General features: G+C 57.1%; 20 protein-coding genes. 11 read left to right on the top strand and 9 right to left on the bottom strand.

Features of this window, described 5'->3' with window-relative positions; translation table 11 throughout:
- Nucleotides 1-232 precede the first annotated feature (232 nt).
- Nucleotides 233-2,131: a DNA primase gene (dnaG, locus tag B9Z39_RS07060; protein WP_100146803.1), complete on the bottom strand. Its 1,899-nt coding sequence runs from the start codon at nucleotides 2,129-2,131 to the stop codon at nucleotides 233-235.
- Between the two features lie 57 nt (nucleotides 2,132-2,188).
- Complete coding sequence (locus tag B9Z39_RS07055; protein WP_100146802.1) at nucleotides 2,189-2,947, bottom strand: 3-hydroxyacyl-CoA dehydrogenase; 759 nt, start codon at nucleotides 2,945-2,947, stop codon at nucleotides 2,189-2,191.
- Nucleotides 2,948-3,121: 174 nt separating this feature from the next.
- Here B9Z39_RS07055 and B9Z39_RS07050 point away from each other — a divergent pair, with 174 nt between their 5' ends.
- The gene (locus B9Z39_RS07050; RefSeq protein WP_100146893.1) at nucleotides 3,122-4,015 is read left to right on the top strand and encodes a patatin-like phospholipase family protein; all 894 of its coding nucleotides are present in this window, start codon (nucleotides 3,122-3,124) and stop codon (nucleotides 4,013-4,015) included.
- A gap of 87 nt (nucleotides 4,016-4,102) precedes the next feature.
- Here B9Z39_RS07050 and B9Z39_RS07045 read toward each other — a convergent pair whose 3' ends face one another.
- Nucleotides 4,103-4,645, bottom strand: a complete 543-nt coding sequence (locus B9Z39_RS07045) for a phasin family protein (protein ID WP_108301160.1) — start codon at nucleotides 4,643-4,645, stop codon at nucleotides 4,103-4,105.
- A gap of 177 nt (nucleotides 4,646-4,822) precedes the next feature.
- On the opposite strand from B9Z39_RS07045, the gene B9Z39_RS07040 reads away from it, so the two are divergent.
- The 8 genes from B9Z39_RS07040 to B9Z39_RS07005 are packed head-to-tail and all read left to right on the top strand — an operon-like array spanning nucleotide 4,823 to nucleotide 12,785.
- Nucleotides 4,823-5,758, top strand: coding sequence for a histone deacetylase (locus tag B9Z39_RS07040; protein WP_108301240.1), 936 nt, complete (start codon nucleotides 4,823-4,825; stop codon nucleotides 5,756-5,758).
- Nucleotides 5,755-6,204, top strand: a complete 450-nt coding sequence (locus tag B9Z39_RS07035) for a thioesterase family protein (protein WP_100146800.1) — start codon at nucleotides 5,755-5,757, stop codon at nucleotides 6,202-6,204. Before B9Z39_RS07040 ends, B9Z39_RS07035 begins: the two co-directional genes overlap by 4 nt.
- Nucleotides 6,201-6,917, top strand: coding sequence for a nitroreductase (locus B9Z39_RS07030; protein ID WP_108301159.1), 717 nt, complete (start codon nucleotides 6,201-6,203; stop codon nucleotides 6,915-6,917). The genes B9Z39_RS07035 and B9Z39_RS07030 overlap by 4 nt, the downstream gene beginning before the upstream one ends.
- Before the next feature lie 5 nt (nucleotides 6,918-6,922).
- The gene (gene pncB / locus B9Z39_RS07025) at nucleotides 6,923-8,107 is read left to right on the top strand and encodes a nicotinate phosphoribosyltransferase (protein WP_100146891.1); all 1,185 of its coding nucleotides are present in this window, start codon (nucleotides 6,923-6,925) and stop codon (nucleotides 8,105-8,107) included.
- 11 nt (nucleotides 8,108-8,118) lie between these two features.
- Entirely contained in the window at nucleotides 8,119-9,405 is a 1,287-nt protein-coding gene (gene nhaD, locus B9Z39_RS07020) for a sodium:proton antiporter NhaD (protein WP_108301158.1), read from the top strand.
- 13 nt (nucleotides 9,406-9,418) lie between these two features.
- On the top strand, nucleotides 9,419-10,390 hold the full coding sequence (locus tag B9Z39_RS07015) for a D-glycerate dehydrogenase (RefSeq protein WP_108301157.1): 972 nt from the start codon (nucleotides 9,419-9,421) through the stop codon (nucleotides 10,388-10,390).
- Nucleotides 10,387-11,637: a DNA recombination protein RmuC gene (locus B9Z39_RS07010; RefSeq protein WP_108301156.1), complete on the top strand. Its 1,251-nt coding sequence runs from the start codon at nucleotides 10,387-10,389 to the stop codon at nucleotides 11,635-11,637. Before B9Z39_RS07015 ends, B9Z39_RS07010 begins: the two co-directional genes overlap by 4 nt.
- On the top strand, nucleotides 11,634-12,785 hold the full coding sequence (locus B9Z39_RS07005) for an MFS transporter (RefSeq protein ID WP_100146795.1): 1,152 nt from the start codon (nucleotides 11,634-11,636) through the stop codon (nucleotides 12,783-12,785). The genes B9Z39_RS07010 and B9Z39_RS07005 overlap by 4 nt, the downstream gene beginning before the upstream one ends.
- Here B9Z39_RS07005 and B9Z39_RS07000 read toward each other — a convergent pair.
- From B9Z39_RS07000 to earP, 3 genes are all read right to left on the bottom strand, one after another.
- Nucleotides 12,760-13,623 carry a TIGR00730 family Rossman fold protein gene (locus B9Z39_RS07000; RefSeq protein ID WP_108301155.1) on the bottom strand — a complete coding sequence of 288 codons (864 nt, stop codon included), beginning with the start codon at nucleotides 13,621-13,623 and terminating at the stop codon, nucleotides 12,760-12,762. The genes B9Z39_RS07005 and B9Z39_RS07000 overlap by 26 nt on opposite strands.
- A 73-nt stretch (nucleotides 13,624-13,696) precedes the next feature.
- Nucleotides 13,697-14,251: an elongation factor P gene (gene efp / locus B9Z39_RS06995; protein WP_100146793.1), complete on the bottom strand. Its 555-nt coding sequence runs from the start codon at nucleotides 14,249-14,251 to the stop codon at nucleotides 13,697-13,699.
- Nucleotides 14,252-14,335: 84 nt separating this feature from the next.
- Nucleotides 14,336-15,430, bottom strand: a complete 1,095-nt coding sequence (gene earP / locus B9Z39_RS06990) for an elongation factor P maturation arginine rhamnosyltransferase EarP (protein WP_199221177.1) — start codon at nucleotides 15,428-15,430, stop codon at nucleotides 14,336-14,338.
- 25 nt (nucleotides 15,431-15,455) lie between these two features.
- Here earP and uvrC point away from each other — a divergent pair, with 25 nt between their 5' ends.
- The gene (uvrC, locus tag B9Z39_RS06985) at nucleotides 15,456-17,363 is read left to right on the top strand and encodes an excinuclease ABC subunit UvrC (RefSeq protein WP_108301153.1); all 1,908 of its coding nucleotides are present in this window, start codon (nucleotides 15,456-15,458) and stop codon (nucleotides 17,361-17,363) included.
- Between the two features lie 28 nt (nucleotides 17,364-17,391).
- Here the strand turns inward: uvrC and serB are convergent, their stop codons facing one another.
- Genes serB through mfd form a run of 3 tightly spaced genes read right to left on the bottom strand, consistent with a single transcriptional unit; the run spans nucleotide 17,392 to nucleotide 22,233 of the window.
- Nucleotides 17,392-18,102 (bottom strand): phosphoserine phosphatase SerB, encoded by a 711-nt coding sequence (serB, locus tag B9Z39_RS06980; protein WP_108301152.1) that lies wholly within the window; start codon nucleotides 18,100-18,102, stop codon nucleotides 17,392-17,394.
- Nucleotides 18,103-18,120: 18 nt separating this feature from the next.
- Complete coding sequence (locus tag B9Z39_RS06975; RefSeq protein WP_108301151.1) at nucleotides 18,121-18,738, bottom strand: hypothetical protein; 618 nt, start codon at nucleotides 18,736-18,738, stop codon at nucleotides 18,121-18,123.
- A gap of 6 nt (nucleotides 18,739-18,744) precedes the next feature.
- Nucleotides 18,745-22,233: a transcription-repair coupling factor gene (mfd, locus tag B9Z39_RS06970; RefSeq protein WP_108301150.1), complete on the bottom strand. Its 3,489-nt coding sequence runs from the start codon at nucleotides 22,231-22,233 to the stop codon at nucleotides 18,745-18,747.
- Between the two features lie 60 nt (nucleotides 22,234-22,293).
- Between mfd and ispD the strand changes: the two genes are divergently transcribed.
- Nucleotides 22,294-23,004 carry a 2-C-methyl-D-erythritol 4-phosphate cytidylyltransferase gene (gene ispD / locus B9Z39_RS06965; protein ID WP_369823315.1) on the top strand — a complete coding sequence of 237 codons (711 nt, stop codon included), beginning with the start codon at nucleotides 22,294-22,296 and terminating at the stop codon, nucleotides 23,002-23,004.
- The last annotated feature ends 4 nt before the right edge of the window (nucleotides 23,005-23,008 follow it).

Genomic DNA, 23,008 nt, shown 5'->3' with positions numbered 1-23,008 from the left:
GAAACAAATACACAGCACCACGCAACCCGGTGCAGGTAAAAAATGGGGGCAGTGGGTTTCAAAGGCAAGGGGGATGGGCGAACATTTGGTATGCAGTCCTTGCGGTAATTTGGCGAGTCGTGCGCTGTGTGTCACGTTTGGCCGGTCCGGAGGTGTTGCTGTCGCTCTTGCCGAGAAAGTTGGATTATACCCAACGAGCGGGGGGATGCCGCGCCAACAGGCGCTTTGTCTCTTAAGTTTCTTGTGAGGCGAGTTGCGCTGATTCGAGTTGGCGGCGACGCATTTGCAGGCTGCGGTAGCGCTGTAGGGCGGTCGGATCGTCTTTGGCGGCTGCAATTGCTTCGGTTTCTTGCGCTTTGAGGCTCTCAATCAGCATGCGGTTGAGCATGCCGCGCAGTTCCATCTGCGCTTCATGGGCCAAAGCTTCGGGCGTGGGGGCATCTTTGGGCAAGTTGCCATCTTCATCAAGCACAGGGGTGAAGGCGGTGGCCATGACTCGCACGGCCAAGTCTTCAGACTCGTGCCCGCGCAAGCCTTCGCGCAAGGCTCCCCAGGGTTGGCTGCCGTGTTCATGGTGTTGGTGGTCGAGCCACGCAAACAAGGGGCCATGGGGCGGAGCGAGGTCGCACAGCAGGTTGTGGTCTTCGCTGGAGAGGTCTTCCCAGATGGACATGTCGGACAGCAACACCCGTGCCGCGTGGTCAGCGCGACCCGCTGGAATTTGACGTGTGTTGCTGCGCCTCCAGCTTTGCGGAGCGCGTTCGCGCGGGCGGTAGTCTTTGGATTTTTGAAAGCTACCAGAGCGTGCAGCGGGTGCAGCCACTGGGGTTGGCAGCCAAAGCTCTTGCAGCTCGTGGGTACCCAGGTCGGCCAAGCTGGCAATTTCGCCCAGCAACTGTCGTTTGAGTGCGCCCTCAGGCAGCGCCATCCACAGGGGCTTGGCATTGCTGGCCATGTGGGCGCGGCCCTCCGCCGTGTGCAGGTCGCAGCCTTCGCGTGCCACCTCAATCAAAAAGCGGCTCAGCGGCATGGCTTCGGTCACGCAGTGGGCAAAGCCCTCTTTGCCGAATTCGCGGATGTAGCTGTCGGGGTCGTGCTCTGCCGGCAGGAACAAAAACTTCACACTGCGCACGTCGCTGGCGTAGGGCAGGGCGCCGTCCAGGGCTTTGCGTGCGGCACGCCGTCCGGCACTGTCGCCATCAAAGCTGAAGACCACCGCATCGGTGAAGCGAAAGAGTTTTTGCACATGGTCCGCGGTACACGCGGTGCCCAGTGTGGCCACGGCATTGGGAAAGCCCAGCTGGGCCAGGGCCACCACGTCCATGTAGCCTTCGGTCACCAACACATAGCCTGCATCGCGTAAGGCATGACGGGCTTCAAACAGGCCGTAGAGTTCGCGGCCTTTGCTGAACACGGGGGTTTCGGGCGAGTTGAGGTACTTGGGGGTGCCTTCGCCCAGCACTCGACCGCCAAAACCAATGCATTCACCTTTGACGTTGCGAATCGGGAACATCACGCGATCCCGGAAACGGTCATAACGTTTCTCGTCTTGGCCGTCTTCTTGGTTCACGATGACTAGGCCACTTTCGGCCAGCAGCGGGTCTTGGTAATCGGGGAACACACTGGCCAAGCTGCGCCAGCCTTCGGGGGCATAGCCGAGGCCAAATTGTTTGGCGATTTCGCCGCTCAGGCCGCGCCCTTTGAGGTATTCCACGGCTTTGGGCGACGACTTGAGGTGCTTGCGATAGGCTTCGCCCGCCTTTTCCAGCACGTCGGTGAGCGTGGCTTGTTTCTCGCGCTGTTGGGCGGCGCGCTCGCGGTCTTGGGGCGAAATGTCTTCTTCGGGCACTTGCAGACCCACGCCTTGGGCCAGGTCTTTGACGGCTTCGACAAAGTTCATGCCGGCGTGCTCCATCAAGAAGCCAATCGCGTTGCCGTTTTTGCCACAGCCAAAGCAGTGGAAGAACTGTTTGGCTGGACTGACCGAGAAAGAGGGCGATTTCTCGCCGTGGAAGGGGCACAAACCCATGAAGTTGGCGCCGCCCTTTTTCAGCTGCACATAGCGGCCGACCACCTCGACCACGTCAACGCGTGCGAGAAGTTCTTGGATGAAGGATTGTGGAATGGCCATGTGAAAAAAGGGTGAAGCCTGATTTTAGGCTCCACCCTTTGCATGGACTTGTTGACGTTACTTCGGTGCCAAGCGGATGGCGCCGTCCAAACGGATCACTTCCCCGTTGAGCATGTCGTTTTCAAAAATATGCAGCGCCAGTTTGGCGTAGTCCTGAGGAGTGCCCAGGCGCGAAGGGAAGGGCACGCCAGCTGCCAGCGCGTCTTGTACTTCCTGGGGCATGCCAAACAACATGGGGGTGCCAAAGATGCCGGGTGCGATGGTCATGTTGCGAATGCCGTTGCGGGCCAGGTCGCGTGCGATGGGCAAGGTCATCCCGACCACGCCGCCCTTGGACGCGCTGTAAGCCGCTTGGCCAATTTGCCCGTCATAGGCAGCGACCGAGGCGGTGGAGATCAACACACCGCGCTCCCCAGTGGCTTCGGGCTCGTTGTGGCACATGGCCTCGGCGGCTAAACGAATCATGTTGAAGCTGCCCACCAAGTTGACCATGATGGTTTTTGTGTAGACGCTCAAACTGTGCGCGCCGTTTTTGCCCACGGTTTTCTCCGCAGGTGCAATGCCTGCGCAGTTGACCAGGCCCATCAGCTTGCCCATGGACACGGCTTTGGCCACCACGGCCTGGCCGTCGGCTTCACTGCTGACATCGCATTTGACAAACGCACCACCTATGTCTTGGGCCACGGCTTCTCCCTTGTCGCTTTGCATGTCGGCGATGACCACTTTGCCGCCACGTGCCGCCAAAGCGCGTGCTGTGCCTTCGCCCAGGCCCGAGGCGCCGCCTGTGACGATGAATACTTTGCCGTTGATGTCCATGAGTGATCTCCTGCTTAAAGGGTTGATGTTTGATGATTGACGTTTACGTTAACGTCAATTATCAGCCAAGTGCGGCATCCGGGACAATCGGCCACTCTTTGCATGCAACTGAAACGTTTGATGGCTTCTTTGTTTACTTTTTCCCACGCACTTTTCCCTGCTTTGCGCCGCAGCATGTGCGCGCTGTGCGTGTTGGCTCTAGCGGCTTGCACCACCTCTGGACCCGTGGCGCCGGTGGGGGACTCTCAGGGCGGAGCCAGTGCTCCGTCGGTGGAGGCACCAGCGCCCAAACGTCCTCCGCGCTTGGGGTTGGCATTGGGTGGGGGCGCTGCACGAGGGTTTGCCCATGTGGGGGTGTTGCAAGTGTTGGAAGAGGCGGGCATCAAGGCTGATTTGGTGGTGGGGACGTCGGCGGGCAGTGTGGTGGCTGCTTTGTATGCGAGCGGCAAAACGGGCGCACAGATGCAGACGGTGGCCGAGACGATGGAGGAGGCGACCATCACCGACTGGACCGTGCCCTTGCTTGGCCGCGGCATGATGCGCGGCGATGCACTGGCGCGCTATGTCAACGCCCAAACCGGTGGGCGACGGATTGAAGATTTCAAAATGCCGCTGGGCATCGTGGCGACCGATCTGCACTCGGGGCAGGGGGTGTTGTTTCAGCGTGGCGACGTGGGCACTGCGGTGCGTGCGTCGAGCTCGGTGCCGTCGGTGTTTGAGCCGGTGCGCATCGGTACCCGCGAGTACGTCGATGGTGGTTTGGTATCACCCGTGCCGGTGCGTTATGCGCGCCAGATGGGGGCCGAGTATGTCTTGGCCGTGGATATTTCAAGTGCGCCAGAAAGCGGCAAAACCGGCGATATTTTTCAAATCTTGTTACAGACCTTCACCATCATGGGCAAGAGCATCAATGCCTTTGAACTGCGTGAGGCCGATTTGGTGGTGCGCCCCGCTTTGGCCAATGTGGGCAGCGCCGAATTCAGCGCCCGCAGGCGTTCGATTGAAGCTGGACGAGCTGCCATGTTGCAGGCGCTGCCCAAACTGCGTGCCGCATTGGCCATGCCATAAAAAAGGGGCCCGCCTTGCGGCGAGCCCTTGAAGGGATTCCTGCACCCGATGGTGACGAAAGAATCCGAGGAGACAATCGTTGACGAATTAACGCTTTTTGGTAGCGGTTTTCGTGGCTTTCACAGCCGTGTCGGTGACGGCTTGCAGATTGGTTTCAGCCAGGTCAGTGGCTTGTTTGACAGCTTTTTGAACCGATTCCACAGCGTTGTTGCTGGCGGTCACGGCTTGCTTGAAGAAGGCCACGGCTGACTCAGAGCCAGCAGGTGCGTTTTTCAAAGCAGCGTCGATGTAACCCAACACAGCTTGTTGACTTTCTGTGGCTTTGGCTTCAATGGCCTTGCTCAGGTCAGCGCTTGTGCTGGAGGCGATGTCATAAATGTGGCGGCTGTAAGCAGCAGATTTTTCAGCCAAGGGCTGGATCAAACCGGCTTGCAGGGCCAACAGCTCTTGCGCGTCTTTCACGCTCAACACAGCCTTGGCGTGGTCAGCAGATTCAGACATGGCGGCGCGAGCAGCGGTCAGGTTGAGTTCAACCAGTTTTTCCACGCCAGCGAAGGCTTGGTTGGTCAGGCTGAACAGGTTGTTCAGGTTAGCTTTGTTGGTGGCGATGACTTGTTCAGCATTCAGCATGGGGTGACTCCAGAGGGTTGAGGTTGGAAATATGTTGCAGTGCAGCATGGGTTGAAGTTTAGGGTTATCCCTGGGTTTTGCAAGTCACTTTGACATGTTTAGAGGTGACGTTCTAAATCTTGATAGGCGTGGAGATTGGCCACAATGGCGGCCATCTTTGTTGGTGTCAGGCTTTTGATGCGTGCTTTTTATTCCGACCAGTTTGTGTTGCCCTTGCCACCCGGCCACCGCTTCCCAATGGCCAAGTACGCGTTGCTGCGTGAGCGCTTGGCCGTGGAGTTGCCAGACATTGTGTTGAACCCAGCTGAACCCGCCAGCAATGGGGAGTTGGCGTTGGTGCATTCCCCGGCTTATATCCAGTCGGTGATTGCAGGCACCCTCAGCGACGCTGCACAGCGCGAGATTGGATTTCCCTGGACACCTGCGATGGTGGAACGCTCGCGTCGCTCGGCCGGCGCCACCGTGATGGCCGCACGTGCCTGTTTGTTCGGCGCAGAAGGGGTTGCGGCCAATTTGGCAGGGGGCACACACCATGCCTATGCTGAGCGTGGCAGTGGTTTTTGTGTGTTCAACGACGCCGCTGTGGCCGCGCGCTTGATGCAAGCTGAATGGGCACGCCAGCATGTGCAGCCGTTGAAGGTGGCGATCATTGATTTGGATGTGCACCAGGGCAATGGCACGGCGCATATTTTTGCCAATGACCCCCATGTGTTCACGCTGTCTCTGCATGGCGCACGCAATTTTCCGTTCGCCAAAGAGATGAGCAACTTGGATGTGGAGTTGCCCGATGGCTGCGGTGACGACGCTTACCTGGAGGCTTTGGATCAAGCCATGAGTACGCTGGAGACGCAGTTTGATCCAGGGTTGGTGATTTACCTCGCCGGTGCCGATCCACACGAAGGTGACAGGCTGGGCCGTTTGAAGTTGAGTTTTGATGGTTTGGAAGCGCGTGATCGACGTGTCTTTGACTGGGCGTTTCAACGCCGTGTGCCCTTGGCCTTTGCCATGGCGGGCGGTTATGGCAACGCCATCGAAGACACAGTTCAGGTGCAAGTCAATACCTACCGTGTCGCCCAAGCGTACTGGCGGGGCTGGCAAAATCTGCCCAGATGACACACACCTCCCAAGTTCGCATTCAGCCTGAGCCGCGCAGCGCGTTCAAGGCCTTTCGGCGCATTGACACACGCTGGATGGACAACGATGTGTATGGGCATGTCAACAACGTTGTGTACTACAGCTGGTTTGACACGGCGGTGAATGCGCATCTCATAGAGCAAGGTGCGTTGGATATTCATCAAGGCGAGACGATTGGCTTGGTGGTCGAAACCCAGTGCAACTACTTTGCGCCACTGGCTTTTCCGCAGGTGGTGGAGGCGGGCATTCGGGTCGCACGCATGGGGGCGTCTAGCGTGCGTTACGAAGTGGGCTTGTTTGCCCAAGGGGAAGACTTGTGTGCAGCACGTGGCCACTTTGTGCATGTGTATGTGAGCAAAGAAACGCGGCGTCCTGTGACAGCTTTACCGATGAATTTAAAAACAGTTTTGGAGCAACTTGTATGAATGCAACGTCAACTTCTCACGATGTGGCTGCCGTCGACCATGCCATCACCTCGCGCATGTCGGTGCGTGCCTTTACTCAGCAGCCTCTGCCCCGCGAGTTAATTGCCGAGGTGTTGCAGGTGGCTAGCCGCGCGCCATCTGGCACCAACACCCAGCCTTGGAAGGTGTATGTGTTGCAAGGGTCCAGTCGCGACAGCTTGGTGGACAAGGTGTGCGCGGCCCATGAGGCCATGCGCACCAACCCCGAGTTGGCCAAGGATTACCAAGAGCAGTACGACTACTACCCGACGCAGTGGGTCAGCCCCTACATTGACCGCCGCCGTGAAAACGGGTGGAGCTTGTATGGCTTGTTGGGGATTGGCAAGGCCGACAAAGACAAGATGCACCAACAGCAGCAGCGCAATTTCCGCTTCTTTGATGCGCCTGTTGGCTTGATGTTCACGATGGACCCGGTGATGGGGCGCGGCTCGTTGTTGGACTTCGGTATGTTTTTGCAAAACATCATGGTGGCGGCACGTGCACGTGGTTTGCACACCTGCCCGCAGGCAGCTTGGAATGCGTTTCACAGCATCATCTTGCCGCACATCGGTGCAGGCGAAGGAGAGCGCATGGTCTGTGGCATGTCCTTGGGGTGGGCCGATGAGAGTGACAAGGTCAACACCTTGGTCACGCCGCGAGTGCCGGTAGAAGAATTTACACGTTGGGTGGATTGAACGTCATGATCATCACGAGCCTGCTTGACACCGATTTGTACAAGTTCACCATGATGCAAGCGGTGTTGCATCAGTTCCCCAGCGCGCAGGTCTCTTACAAGTTCAAGTGTCGCAACCCCGGCGTACAACTGGCCCCGTATGTGCAGGAAATTCGAGACGAAATTCGCTCGTTGTGCAGCTTGCATTTTCAAGATGCCGAGCTGGCTTGGTTACGCACCTTGCGCTTTATCAAGAGCGACTTTGTCGATTTTTTGGGACTGTTTCGCCTGAACGAAAAGTACATCCAAGTCACCGCCCTACCCAATGGGGAGATTGACATCAGCATCCAGGGCCCATGGCTACACACCATCTTGTTTGAAATTCCTGTGCTGGCCATCGTCAACGAAGTGTACTTTCGCAACACCCAGAAAGTGCCTGACTTTTTGGAGGGACGCAAACGCCTGGATCAAAAAATTGAAGCCTTGCACGCGGAGCGTTTGAGTGATTTGAAGATCGCCGACTACGGAACACGGCGACGTTTTTCGAAGGCCTGGCACGAAGAGTTGTTGCGAGTGCTCAGTGCCAAGTTGGGGACCGGGCCGCAAGGTCAGCTGGCAGGTACCAGCAACGCCCTGTTTGCCATGAAGCTCAACCTCACGCCCTTGGGCACGATGGCCCATGAGTATTTGCAAGCCTGCCAAGCGTTGGGGCCACGGTTGCGTGACAGTCAGGTGTTTGGTTTTGAAACTTGGGCCCGTGAGTACCGCGGCGACTTGGGCATTGCGCTCAGCGATGTGTACGGCATTGAGCCATTCCTGCGCGATTTCGACATGTACTTTTGCAAGTTGTTCGATGGCGCCCGCCACGACAGTGGCGATCCGTTCACTTGGGGCGAACGCATGATTGCGCACTACCGAAACAACCGGGTAGACCCCATGACCAAGACCTTGATCTTCAGCGATGGTCTGACGGTGGAGCGCATCATTGCGCTGTACCAGCAGTTTCGAGGTCGTTGTCAGTTGGCGTTTGGTATTGGCACCAACTTGACCAACGACCTGGGTTACGAGCCGTTACAAATTGTCATCAAGATGGTCAAGTGCAACGGTCAGCCGGTGGCCAAATTGTCGGATACCCCTTCGAAAAACATGTGTGAGGATGAAAAATACTTGGCTTATTTACGCCAGGTGTTTGACATTGCGCAGCCGGTCTAAAACAAACACGTATGTTGACTGCACTGGTTGTTATTTTTGTGCTGGCTTATGCCGCGATTGCGTTTGAGCACCCTCTCAAGATCAACAAATCAGCCTCAGCCTTGGTTGGTGCGGGTTTGTTGTGGACGATTTATGCGGTCAGCACTGGCGATGCACACAAGGTGGGAGAGCACTTGAACGAGTCGCTCATCAGTGCGGCTCAAATTGTGTTTTTCCTGATGGGCGCGATGGCCATCGTTGAAGTGGTTGACGCACACAATGGTTTTGAAGTCATCACATCGCGAATCAAAACCACCCAGCTTTCTGCTTTGATGTGGTTGGTTGGTTTTGTGTCTTTTTTCCTCAGCGCAATTTTGGACAACTTGACCACGACCATTGTGATGGTCTCTTTGATGAAGAAGTTGCTTGACCAACGTGAGGATCGGTTGTTCTTTGCCGGCATCATTGTGATTGCAGCCAATGCTGGTGGTGCTTGGTCACCCATTGGTGATGTGACGACAACCATGTTGTGGATTGGTGGGCAAATCACTGCGTTGGAAATCATCAAAGGGTTGTTTTTGCCGTCACTGGTGAATTTGCTGGTGCCTTTGTTGGTGACGGGTTTTTGGCTCAAAGGTCAACCGGTTGTTGCACCCGCAGCTTCTCAGGCCGACCAGTCCTCGTACGTCACCACGGCGTTTGAGCGAAACCTGATGTTCTTTTTGGGCTTAGGGATTTTGGTGGCCGTGCCTGCGTTTAAAACATGGACACATTTACCGCCATTCATGGGGGTGTTGTTTGGCCTGGGTGTTTTGTGGCTGGTCGGTGATTTGGTGCACCGTAAAAAGGACGATGAGGACAAGGCAAATTTGTCGCTCACCCACGCGCTCACGCGCATCGACATGTCATCGATTGTTTTCTTTGTCGGGATTTTGTTGTCGGTTGCTGTTTTAGAGCACACACATGTTCTGTCGAGTTTGGCAACCTGGCTTGATGAAACAGTAGGACGCCAAGATGTGATCGTGATGATCATTGGCGTGGTGAGTGCCATTGTGGACAACGTGCCATTGGTCGCAGCGTCGATGGGCATGTACAGCCTGACGCAATACCCCGCAGATAGCTTCTTATGGGAGTTCTTGGCCTATTGCGCAGGCACTGGCGGGTCTATTCTGATCATTGGCTCCGCGGCAGGTGTCGCTGCAATGGGGCTGGAGAAAATAGATTTTGTTTGGTACGTCAAAAAAATCAGTGCGCTTGCTTTGCTCGGTTACTTTTCTGGCGCTGTGTTCTACATCGCTCAATACACACTCACTCATTAATTGAAAGCTGTTTATGAAACCCAAAATCATCGTCGCCCGTCCTATTTTTGAAAGCGTCATACAGCGTCTGTCAGACCACTTTGACGTGACCGACAACCAAGCAGACCATCCATGGACCAAGGCGACTTGGACGGCAGCGTTGGCACAACACGCGGGTGCTTTCACCACCGGCTCTGACCCCGTGGATGCCGAGGTGCTGTCTGCTTGCCCCAACCTCAAGATGTGCGCCAACATGGCGGTGGGATTCAACAACTTTGACGTGCCCACCATGACCGCGCGTGGCGTATTGGCCTCTAACACGCCTGATGTGTTGACCGAGACCACAGCCGATTTCGGGTTCGCGTTGCTGATGGCCACTGCACGTCGCATGACCGAGAGCGAACATTATTTGCGCCGTGGTGAATGGAAACAATGGCGTTATGACATGTTTGCTGGTGCTGAGGTGCATGGCAGCACGATGGGTATTTTGGGCATGGGTCGCATTGGTCAAGCCATTGCACGCCGGGGTGCACATGGCTTTGGCATGAAGGTCATCTATCACAACCGTTCACGCCTGTCGTCAGAGCTAGAGACGGAATGCAAAGCCACCTATGTGAGCAAGGAAGAGTTGCTGCGCACGGCTGACCATGTGGTGTTGGTGGTGCCTTATTCGGCGGCTTCGCACCACACCATTGGTGCGGCAGAACTGGCGCAGATGAAGCCCACAGCCACCCTGGTGAATATTGCGCGTGGCGGCATTGTGGATGATGCGGCCTTGGCCGTGGCTTTGCGTGAGCGTCAAATTGCAGCGGCTGGTCTGGATGTGTTTGAAGGCGAACCCAAGGTGCATCCTGATTTGTTGACGGTGCCCAATGTGGTGTTGACACCGCACATCGCCAGCTCCTCGATTCAAACCCGCTTCGCGATGGCGAACTTGGCTGCAGACAATCTGATCTCTTACTTCACACAAGGCAAGGCCTTGACGCCCTTGAACACGCTGTCATGAATTTTGAGCTTGGATGGGGACTGGCGCTTGGCGTCTTGAACGCTGTGTTGTTGCTGGTTTTGTTGCGACGTTCGGGGTCGAGTAGCTCGGATGCTCAGACTGCATGGGTGCTCAGTTTGCAGAACATGCAAGACAAACTGGAGCGTATGGAGCGCGAGTTGCGTCATGACATCAGTGAGTCATCACGGGGTGGACGCCAAGAGTTGACCCAAAGCTTGGCCACGTTTCAGCAAAGCCAAGTGCAGCAATTGACCTTGATGCAAAAGTCCATCAGCGACACCTTGAACCAGCAACTGCAACAGCTGCAACGCAGCAACGCCGAAAAGTTGGACGAAATGCGTCGCACCGTGGACGAGAAGTTGCAGACCACACTGGAAAAGCGCTTGTCCGAGAGCTTCAAACAAGTGGCTGAGCGTCTGGAACAGGTGCACAACGGTTTGGGCCAAATGCAAAAGTTGGCCGACGGTGTGGGCAGTTTGCAGCGCGTGCTGACCAACGTCAAAACGCGCGGCATGTTTGGCGAGGTGCAACTAGAGGCCTTGTTAGAACAGGTGCTCACGGTGGAGCAATACGCCAAGCAAGTCGAAACCAAGCCTCGCAGCAACCAGCGGGTGGATTTTGCGATTCGCTTTCCAGGTCGAGGTGGCCATGACGGGGAGCCGGTGTGGTTGCCGATTGATGCCAAGTTCCCACGCGATGATTACGAACGCCTGCTGGACGCTCATGACCGCGCCGATGCCGTGGCGGCCGAGCTTGCGGCAAAGGCCTTGGAAGCGCGTATCCGTGGCGAAGCCAAAAGCATTGCCGAGAGTTATTTGGCGCCACCGCACACCACTGATTTCGCCATTTTGTTTTTACCCGTCGAAGGTCTGTACGCCGAGGTGCTGCGCCGCCCGGGCTTGATGGACAGTTTGCAGCGCGATTACCGTGTCACGTTGGCGGGCCCCACGACCTTGTTGGCCATGCTCAACAGCTTGCACATGGGCTTTCGCACCTTGGCTTTGGAACAGCAAGCCTCGGAAGTGTGGAAGGTTTTGGGGGCGGTCAAAACCGAATTCGAACGCTATGGCGATTGGGTGGAGAAGGTGCGCGAGCAAGTGCAAAAGGCTGCCGATACCTTGGACCGTGCCGATACCCGTAGCCGACAAATGCGCCGTGCGCTGAAAAATGTCGAGGCCTTGCCTGAGGGTGAAGCACAAGCGCTGCTGCCCAGGTTGGACGAGCCAGACGATACGGACGCTGCGTGAAACGCGAACTCGCCAAGTTGATTGCTGGACAGGTTTGTTTGCATGCTTGCATGACAGGCATGCGCATGGCGGCCCCTTTGATGGCCTTGCGCAGCGGACAAAGCGAGGCTGCCGTGGGGGTGTTGCTGGCCTTGTTTGCCCTGACCCAAGTTTTCTTGGCCTTGCCAGCAGGGCGCTATGCCGATCGGCATGGCTTGAAACGACCTGTGATGTGGAGTGTGTTGACCTCTTTTGTGGGCGCGGGCATCGCTGCGATCTGGCCCATATTTCCTGTCCTGTGCGTGAGTGCGCTGTTGACGGGCGGTGCGACGGGCGCTGCGGTTATCGCCTTGCAGCGTCACGTTGGGCGAGCGGCACAAGACCTGACTCAACTCAAGCAGGCCTTCAGTTGGCTGGCCATTGGCCCCGCCATTTCTAACTTTATTGGTCCTTTCACTGCGGGTTTGTTGATTGACCATGCTGGGTTTCAATGGGCGTATGGCGCGATGGCTGTGTTGCCCCTGTTGACTTGGGCCTGGGTGCGTCAAACCCGTGAATTGCCCACTTTCGTCAAGCCCGAAGGACATGAAAAAAACAGAGCCTGGGACTTGTTGAATGCCCCCATGTTTCGCCGCCTGATGTTGGTGAACTGGTTTTTGTCGGCTTGCTGGGACGTGCATACCTTTGTGGTGCCGATCATGGGGCACGAGCGGGGTTTGAGTGCGTCGGCCATTGGCTCGATCTTGGGAGCCTTTGCGATTGCTGCTGCGTTGATTCGCATTGGCTTGCCATTTTTAGTCGCTCGCCTGCACGAGTGGCAGGTGCTGACCGGGGCAATGTTGATCACGTCGGTATTCTTGGCGCTGTACCCGTTCATGAACACCGCCTTGAGCATGGGCTGTTGTTCGGTTCTGTTGGGTTTTTCGTTGGGTTCGGTGCAACCCATGGTGATGAGCACCTTGCACCAAATCACACCCGAGTCGCGCCATGGTGAAGCGATTGGCTTGCGTTTGATGGGCATCAACGCATCCAGTGTGGTCATGCCCATTGTGTTTGGTGCCGCAGGGGCTGTGGTGGGTATTGGCGGCGTTTTCTGGTGTGTTTCAGCCGTGGTGGGGCTGGGGTCACGCAGCGCTTATCTGCTCAGAATTGGTAAAAAGCACGGATGACGTGCCATGCGTCCTCCACGCTGTCGACGTACTTGAACAGATCCAAATCTTCGGCGGATACTGCGCCTTCTTCGACCAACACCTGTGGGTTGAACAGGCGCTTCCAGTAGTCCGTGCCGAACAACACAATTGGCACAGGCTTGGCTTTTTTGCATTGAATCAGCGTGAGCGTTTCAAACAGCTCGTCCAATGTGCCGAAACCACCTGGAAAGGCCACCAAGGCTTTGGCGCGCATCATGAAATGCATTTTGCGCAAAGCAAAGTAATGGAACTTGAAGCTCAAGCCCGGCGTGATGTAGGGGTTGGGCGTTTGCTCATGGGGCAGGGCGATGTTGAGCCCCACGCTGATGCCGCCCGCTTCATGGGCACCACGGTTGGCAGCCTCCATGATGCCTGGACCACCGCCCGTGCAGATGAACATCTTGTTGCCATTGGTTTGCGTCAAGGTGTGTTGAGTGATGGTTTTACCCAGCGCACGCGCTTGTTCATAGAAATGGGCATTGCGCACCAAGGTGTGGGCGCGTGCCAAGGCCTCGGGCGAACCTTCTTGTTGTGCCAAGGTCAATTGCTGGGCTGCGACTTCTGCGCTGCGGAATCGGGCACTGCCAAACACCACCACCGTGTGCTCGATGCCCAAGGCCTGCTGTGCCAGGTCTGGCTTGAGCATTTCGAGTTGAAAGCGAATGCCACGCGTCTCTCGGCGCAGCAAAAACTCGGGGTCGGCAAAGGCCAGTCGGTTCGATTCGGGGACCAGCGCATCGGCACCTTCGTGTTGCGCCTTGAGAATTTCCCAGGCCTCGGCCAAGCGTCTGTCGTGAGGGTCAAGCATTCCATCCATGCACACATGTTACCGGCATGCCGACGTGAAAAAGGCTCCCGAAGGAGCCTTTCTCAAAGAACACACGATAGGTTTAGACGCGTTTGCGGTATTCGCCCGTGCGGGTATCGATTTCGACCTTGTCGCCTTGCGCCACAAAGATTGGCACACCGATTTCAAAGCCCGTGGAGATCTTGGCAGGCTTGAGCACCTTGCCAGAAGTGTCGCCTTTGACGGCAGGCTCTGTCCAGGTGATCTCACGCACCACGGTGGTGGGCAGTTCAACGGAAATAGCTTTTTCGTCGTAGAACACCACTTCGAGTGACATGCCGTCTTCGAGGTAGTTCAGGGCGTCGCCCATGTTGCTGGCTTCGACTTCGTACTGGTTGAACTCGGTGTCCATGCAGACATACATGGGATCAGCGAAGTAGGTGTAAGTGCACTCTTTTTTGTCCAAGATGACTTGGTCCATCTTGTCGTCGGCCCTGAACACGACTTCGGTGCCGAAGTTGGCGATCAGGCTCTTGAGCTTCATGCGAACGGTGGATGAGCCACGGCCGCCACGTTGGTATTCGGTGCGCAGGACAACCATGGGGTCTTTGCCGTGCATGATGACGTTGCCAGCGCGGATTTCTTGAGCGGTTTTCATAGTGTGTAGGGTTGATGAGTGAAATAGGGCCCACAAGCAACTCAAGCTGAGCAGGGCGAACTAAGCCTCTTATTTTAGCGGGTTTCAAAGTCGCCTCCGACGCTGCGATACCCAGCCGATCAACTGGGTACATAAATCGGTTTGTTTTCGCAATTGATCGCGACACGCTTGGCTCCAAGTCAACCAATCGGGGGGCAGCGCGCTGGGCCAGTTGAGGGGGGCTAATGGGGTTACGTGGTTCCAGACCTCATGAACTTGGCGCAGGCTGTGTGGCATGTTTGTTCTTTGGTAGAAAGCACGCAGTTTGTCGTGGTGGGCCAAATCATCTTGTGGGTAGATGTGCCAAACCAAGGGCTTGCCTGCCCAAAGGGCGCGAACCAGAGAGTCTTCACCTCGCACAAAGTTCAGGTCACAGGCCCAGAGCAACTGGTCAAATTCGGTCTGACCCATGTAAGGCAAGGGGATGATGTGCAAATGTCCTGTGCCTTGTGTCGGCCAAGCCAGCGTTTGGCAGGCCTGCGCAGCCGCCGCTTGTGCACGACCCGCTGTGACGCACAAGTACGTAGGCTGGGGGGCGCAGCTCAGGGCATGCAGCAGCGCCGGCAAGCCATGGGGTTCATAGCAAAACAGCGACATCCAGCGTTCTTGCACGTGTAAGGGGTGCTGTCCACGTCGGACCGTACGCCAGGCGTGTGTGTCAAATTTTTGCTGCCGTGAGTCCAAATCAGGCTCGCGCAGCAATCCCCCTGTATCGGCTGTAAAACCAGGGTAAAAAAACCATTTGGTGGCACCGCGCGCGGGGCCTTGCATCACGGGGGACGGCAAGCCGTGAGAGCGGCGGACATAGTCTTCGGCGCTGAGGTATTCGAGGTTGACCCATACCGTGCGCGGCTGTTTGGCAATGGCGCATTCGACCGCTTCGGGCAAATGACAGCCAAAGGCTTCAATGACCACATGACCGACCTCGGTGGTCTGTTCGGCTGCGGCCCAGGGATGGACTTCAACGCCAGCGCAGCCAGAGGGGGCCATCCAGGACAGGGCCGACGCATCGTCGACCCACAGGCGCACGTGATGGCCGCGCGCAGCGAGATCGGCGCACAGCCGCCAGCACACACCCAAGTCACCGTGGTTGTCGATGACGCGGCAAAAAATATCCCAAGTCCATGTGGTTTGTTTCACGCAGGGGATTGTCCACAATACGGGGATGCAAGAAGAACCCGTTTCCCGCCATTCGCCTGAGTTGTTGCAACAAGTGGCGGCCCTGCCTGCGTTGCCAGGCGTGTACCGCTACTTCGATTCGCAAGATCAAGTGTTGTATGTGGGCAAGGCCATCAGCCTGAAGAAGCGGGTGGCGAGTTATTTTCAAAAAGACCATGGCGGCACCCGCATCGGGCACATGGTGAGCAAGATTGTGCGTCTGGAGACCACGGTGGTGCGCTCAGAAGCAGAGGCGTTGCTGCTTGAAAACAACCTGATCAAGTCACTCAAGCCCAAGTACAACATCTTGTTTCGTGATGACAAGAGTTACCCCTATCTCAAACTCACACGTTCCTTGTCCGTCAAGGCAAAGGATGACGTGGCAGCGGCGGGCGCTGCCACGCCGAGCGCGACGCAAGTGCCGCGCGTGGTGTATTACCGCGGGGCGGTGGATAAACGGCACGACTACTTCGGGCCTTACCCCAGCGTGTGGGCGGTGCGTGAAGCGATTCAGTTGCTACAAAAAGTATTTCGTCTGCGCACCTGTGAGGACACCGTGTTCAGCAACCGCACCCGACCCTGTTTGCTGTTTCAAATCAAACGTTGCTCGGCGCCGTGCGTGGGACATATTTCTGTGGCCGACTACCAACGCGATGTGGACAGTGCCATGCGTTTGCTGCGAGGTCAGACGCAAGAGGTGATGACCTCGATTGAGCAGCGCATGATGGCACATGCCGAGCGGCTGGAGTTTGAGCAAGCGGCTGAGTTGCGCAATCAAATGAGCGCCTTGTCCAAGGTGCTGCACAGCCAAGCGATGGACACGGTGGGCGATCAGGATGTGGACATCCTGGCCGTCAAGGTGCAGGGCGGCAAGGCCTGCGTGAACTTGGCGATGGTGCGTGGCGGTCGGCACTTGGGCGACCGGCCTTATTTTCCGGTGCATGTGGACGATGCCGAGCCAGTGGAGGTGTTAGAGGCGTTCTTGAGTCAGCATTACCTGGAGGTGCCGGTGCCTCCCGCGCTGATCACCAGCCATGCGGTCGACAAGGAGCTGATCCATGCGTTGATTGAGCAGACGGGGGTCAAGATAGCGGCGGTGCATAACCCACGTGAGCAGCGTCGCGTGTGGCTGGAGATGGCGCAACAAAATGCCGACATTCAATTGGCGCGGTTGCTGGCCGAGGAAGGGTCGCAACAGGCACGCACGCGTGCCTTGGTGGACGCGCTGGATTTGGCCCCCGAAGACATCGACAGCTTTCGCATGGAGTGTTTTGATGTTTCGCACACGGCGGGTGAATCCACCCAGGCGTCATGTGTGGTGTTTCATCACCACAAGATGCAAAGCAGCGAATACCGCCGATACAACATTGAGGGCATCACGCCAGGAGACGATTACGCGGCCATGCGCCAAGTGCTGACGCGTCGTTACAGCAAATTGGCCGAGGCGGTGCGTGCAGGTGAGGGCAAGTTGCCTGACTTGGTGCTGATCGATGGCGGCAAAGGCCAGGTGTCGATGGCGCGCGAGGTGTTTGAGTCGCTGGGTTTGGACTTGTCGCGCATCGTGGGGGTGGAAAAAGGCGAAGGCCGCAAGGTGGGCCTGGAAGAGTTGGTGTTTGCCGATGGCCGTGAAAAGGTGTATTTGGGCCGTGACTCGGCGGCCTTGATGCTGGTGGCCCAGGTGCGCGATGAGGCGCACCGCTTTGCCATCACGGGCATGCGCGCTGCACGTGCCAAGGTGCGTGTGGGAGGCAGCAAGCTGGAGGAAATTGCAGGGATTGGCCCTAAGAAACGCGCCAAGTTATTGCAACGGTTTGGTGGCGCGCGTGGCGTGGCCGATGCCAGCGTGCAAGACTTGATGTCGGTGGATGGCATCTCGGCCGAGCTGGCACAAACGATTTACCAAGCCTTGCGTTGATCACCGGTGGCTGTCTGCGGGCAATGGCTTAAGCCTTCAATACCTCAAGCAAGCGGTCCAAGCCACCGGCATTGATGGCCACCATGGCTTGCTCTCGTACTCTGGGCTTGGCGTGGTAGGCCACGGACAAACCGGCTGCGCCCATCATCAACAGATCATTGGCACCGTCGCCCATGGCGATGGCTTGTTGGGGGCTGATGCCCAGCTGAGCGCAGGTCTCCAACATCATCTTGCGTTTCTCAGCGCCGTCACAGATGTCACCCCAGGGTTGATCAATCATGCGACCCGTGAGGTGACCGTCGATGATTTCGAGCACGTTGCTGCGCGAGTAGTCGATGTTCAGCAAGCCGCACACACGCTCTGCAAAAAAGGTGAAGCCGCCGCTGACCAACAGCACTTTCATTCCGTGTGCTTTGCAGGTGTCGATCAATGTTTTGGCACCAGCGTTCACACGCAGACGCTTTTCGTACACCTCCCCCAGGGCCTGTTGAGGAACCCCTTTGAGCAGGGTGACGCGGCGACGCAGGCTTTCTTTGAAGTCTGTAATTTCGCCGCGCATGGCGGCTTCGGTGATGGCGGCTACTTCGGCTTTGCGGCCGGCTGCATCGGCGACTTCATCAATGCATTCGATGTTGATGAGGGTCGAGTCCATGTCGAACGCAATGAGCTTGAAGTCCTGCAAGCGCAATGGCGGGGTGAAACCTTGGAGAACCAAATCGGGGGCGAATTCGTAAGACATGTGTTGGCAGGGTAAAAGTTAAACCTTGAGGTACATCTGGTCTGACCAAGTGGCCAACCATTGCGGGCGATAGGCGAGGAAGATGGCGCAGACCATGCCAGTGATGAACGCGTCACCCCAGGCCATGAGCCACAGTCCAATCATGGACAAGCTGCTGCTGACGTAGGGCACTTCATGTCCCAGGGATTGAGCCAGCACACTGGATAAAAAAATGCACAGCACAGCACCTAAAAAACCACGTCCCAACACGTAAACAAACGGATGGTGACTGACCCATCGCCGCAGTGCGGCGCCTAGCAGCAAGGTGAAGGTGGCCGGGACCAGGCCTTGCCATACCACCAAACCCAAGGCGGCTTCTGCACTGGTGCTGGAAATCACGGTGGTGATCGCCCCAATGGCGGTTAAGGTCAATACAGCCAGGGGCCAGCCAAGCATCAACGTGACCAGCGGTGCCCCCGACCAATGAAGTTGCAGCGGCATGTGGTGCAAGTTGGGCAAGGCCCACAGCCAGGGCAGAAGTACGACGCTGGCCAGCATCGGGGTGAGTAATGCGGAGCCCGCAGCCAGCATGCGCCAAGGCCGCATCCAAAGCGATGCGCCCAGTGCCAGCAGGGTCAGTGCAAGTTCGAGTCCCATCAGGCTTCAGTGCACGGTGGTTGCAGGGGCGGGCGGTGCAGCCGCTGTGGGTGTGCCCAGTGAGCGCAAGACATCACGCACCATGTGTGCCCTTGCCTTGGGCTCAGGCAGATCACGTTCAATACGCAAGCGGTCATTGCCAGCAAGTTTGATGTGCTTGTTTTTTTGTACCAACTCGATGATGCGCATGGCGTCAAAGGGTGGGTTGGCTTTGAAGCTGATGTGGATCACGCCAGGTGCCGCATCGACTTTGGTGACCCCGTAGCTACGCGCCAGCACGCGCAAGCGGTGCACGTCGATCAAGGTCTGGGCTTGTGTCGGCAGTTTGCCGAAACGATCCACAATTTCTTCCAGCAAGGCGTCGATTTGGTCGGAGGTTTTGGCCGTGGCCAATTTTTTATAGAAGGACAAACGCAGGTGCACGTCGCCGCAATAGTCGTCAGGCAACAAGGCTGGGGCGTGCAGATTGATGTCGGTGGTGGCGCTCAAAGGGCTGAGCAAGTCTGGCTCTTCACCATTTTTGAGCGCACGCACGGCTTCGTTGAGCATTTCGTTGTAGAGCTGAAAGCCAACTTCCAGCATATTGCCGCTTTGGTTTTCGCCCAACACTTCGCCGGCGCCTCGAATTTCGAGGTCGTGCATGGCGAGGTAAAAGCCTGAGCCCAATTCTTCCATTTGCTGAATCGCATCCAAGCGTTGGGCGGCTTGCTTGGTCAGCCCTTGGGTGTCTGGCACCATCAGGTACGCATAGGCTTGGTGGTGGCTGCGTCCGACGCGCCCGCGCAGTTGGTGCAGTTGGGCCAAGCCAAATTTGTCGGCACGGCTCATGATGATGGTGTTGGCGCTTGGCACATCAATGCCGGTCTCAATGATGGTGGAGCACAACAGCACGTTGAAGCGCTGGGCCACGAAGTCGCGCATGACGCGCTCTAGCTCACGCTCTGGCATCTGGCCGTGCGCCACGGCAATGCGCGCTTCAGGTAAGAGTTCTTCCAGGCGCGCACGGCGGTTTTCGATGGTGTCGACTTCGTTGTGCAAAAAGTAGCACTGGCCACCACGTTTGAGTTCGCGCATCACGGCTTCGCGGATGACGCCATTGCCCTCGTTGCGTACAAAGGTTTTGATGGCCAGTCGGCGTTGAGGTGCGGTGGCAATGACGCTCAAGTCACGCAGGCCTTCGAGCGCCATGCCCAAGGTCCTGGGAATCGGCGTGGCAGTTAAGGTGAGCACATCCACTTCGGCGCGCATGGCTTTCATGGCTTCTTTGTGACGCACGCCAAAACGGTGTTCTTCATCGATGATGAGCAGACCCAGGTTTTTGAATTTGACCGATTCGCTCAATAGTTTGTGGGTGCCCACCACGATGTCGACTTGTCCTTCGGCCAAACCTTTGGCCGCAGCTGTGATTTCTTTGGTCGAACGAAAACGGCTCATCTCGGCAATCTTGACCGGCCATTTGCTGAAGCGGTCGGTGAGCGTTTGGTAGTGCTGCTCAGCCAACAAGGTGGTGGGGGCCAGCAAGGCGACTTGCTTGCCGCCCGTGACCGCCACAAAGGCCGCGCGCAAGGCGACTTCGGTTTTGCCAAATCCCACATCACCGCAGACGAGGCGGTCCATGGGGCGTGGGCTGATCATGTCTTGTATGACGGCGTGGATGGCGGCGCGTTGGTCTGCCGTTTCTTCAAAACCAAAGTCGTTGGCGAAGGTTTCGTAGTCTTGTGGCGAGTAACGGAAGGGGTGGCCTTGCCGCGCTGCGCGACGGGCGTAAATGTTGAGCAATTCTGCGGCTGCATCGCGCACTTGCTCGGCGGCGCGGCGTTTGGCTTTGTCCCACTGCGCCGAGCCCAGTTTGTGCAACGGGGCCTCGTCGGCGCTGACGCCGGTGTAGCGTCCAATCAAATGCAATTGGCTCACCGGCACGTAGAGCACGGCCTGGTCGGCGTATTCCAGATGCAAGAATTCTTGCAGGGCAGGCGTGCCATCCGGGTTCTTTTCGCCCAAGTCCATGTTGACCAAACCACGGTAGCGACCAATGCCGTGGGCGTTGTGTACCACCGGATCTCCGAGGTTGAGCTCAGACAAGTCTTTGATGAGTGACTCGACGTCGCTGATTTGTTCTTGTTTTTTACGCCGACGTGTGGTGGCCCCTGCGGCAAACAACTCGGTCTCAGTGATCAGGTCGATGCCTGCTTCGGTCCAACTGAAGCCGACTTGCAGAGCCGATGTAGCAATGCCAATTTTTTCGTCGCTGGCTTGGAATTCAGCCAGTGAGTCAAAGGCAGGCGGGCTGAACTGGGACGCGCGCAAGAAGTCCAGCAGGCTTTCACGCCGGCCATCGCTCTCGGCCAGCACCAGCAAGCGTTGGGTGGTGTGCTTGGCGTGATGTTGCAATCGCTGCAAGGGCTCTGCCGCACCACGCACGACGGTCAGGTCTGGCAGTGTTTGGACAAAGGCATTGTCTGGAACGTCGGTGACCTGCGGCCGCAGCGAGAACTGGGCGTAGACGTTGGCTGCCGCATAAAACTGCTCAGCATTGAGGAATAAGTTGATGGGCGGCAGTGCGGGTCGTTCAGGGTCGCCTTGCACCAATCGGTAGCGGTCTTGGGTGTCTTGCCAAAACTGCTGAATGACGGGCTCCAAATCACCGTGCAACACCACGGTGGCGTGGGTGCCCAGGTAATCAAATACGGTGGCGGTTTCTTCAAAAAACAAGGGCAGGTAGTACTCAATACCCGCAGTCGCCACGCCATTGCCAATGTCTTTGTAGATCCGGCTTTTGGTGGGGTCACCCTCTAGCAGCTCTCGCCAGCGGCTTCTGAATTGCGTGCGTGCTGTGTCGTCCATGGGAAATTCACGGCCGGGCAGTAAGCGCACTTCTGCAACGGGATACAGGCTGCGTTGGGTATCAGGGTCAAAGGTTCTGATGGAGTCGATCTCGTTGTCAAACAGATCGACGCGATAAGGCACCAGAGAGCCCATGGGGAAGAGGTCAATCAAGCCCCCGCGTACAGCATATTCGCCCGGACTCACCACTTGGGTCACATGGCTGTAGCCTGCAAGCGTGAGTTGTGCTTTGAGCTTGGCTTCGTCTAAAGCTTGGCGGACTTTGAAGTGAAAGGTATAGCCGGCTAAGAAGGCGGGTGGCGCCAAACGGTAGAGGGCGGTGGTGGCTGGAATCAACACCACATCGGCTTCGCCTTGGGAGATGCGCCACAAAGTTGCCAGGCGCTCGCTGATCAGGTCTTGATGCGGTGAAAAGCTGTCATAGGGCAAGGTTTCCCAATCGGGGAACAGCACGCAACGAAGATCAGGCGCAAAGAAGGCCATTTCGTCTTGTAGACGTTGCGCATCGGTCGCGTTCGCGGTGATGATGGCAACCCGTTGTTGGTTGGTTTTTTCGCGTGCGCTGAGTTGTGCCAACAGCAAAGCGTCCGCAGAACCAACAGGGCGGGGCATGGCAAATCGCTTGCCGGGACTCAAAGAGGGCAGATGCATTGCCGCAATTCTAGAATGGTGGACCGGATGAAGATCCGCATTTATCCCTCTATAACCCTCATGCCCCATTCCTCTGCCCGCTTCTTCGCTTTGATTCCGTGTGCAGGCTCAGGTAGCCGTGCAGGCACATCGCGTCCCAAACAGTACCAAGAGATTGCTGGTTTGCCGATGGTGATGCATACGCTCAGGGCTTTTGCGGCTGTGTTACGCCTTACGCGAGGGTTGTTGGTTGTGGCACCCGATGACTCCCACATGGAGGAGGTGATGGCAGCCGATCCTCAACCTTTGTTCACGGTGGCCCATGTGGGTGGGGCTAGCCGTGCCGCCAGTGTGATGGCCGGTTTACGTGAACTTTCTGCACTAGGCGCGCAAGAGACAGACTGGGTACTGGTCCACGATGCCGCGCGCTGTTTGGTGACACCAGAACAAATCAATGCCCTGATCGACGCCTGCCAAGGCGATGCTGTGGGTGGATTGTTGGCACATCCGGTGGCTGATACGCTCAAGCAAGAGTTTCGTGGCCGTGTGAGCAGCACCATTGCGCGTGACAGCAAATGGCTTGCTCAAACGCCGCAAATGTTTCGCAAGGGCGAGCTGTGGGCTGCGCTAACGCATGCCGGTCATGACGTGACGGATGAGTCCAGCGCCATGGAGGCTGCAGGTTTTGCGCCTCGACTGGTTGCGGCAAGTGCCCAAAATTTCAAAGTGACTTATCCAGAGGATTTTGCTTTGGCGCATGCCGTTTTTATGTTGCGATTGGAAAAGAGATGAAACG

It is taken from the genome of Limnohabitans sp. JirII-29, from assembly GCF_003063395.1.
Taxonomy (GTDB): domain Bacteria; phylum Pseudomonadota; class Gammaproteobacteria; order Burkholderiales; family Burkholderiaceae_C; genus Limnohabitans.
This window is presented reverse-complemented; position numbering and strand designations above follow the sequence as displayed.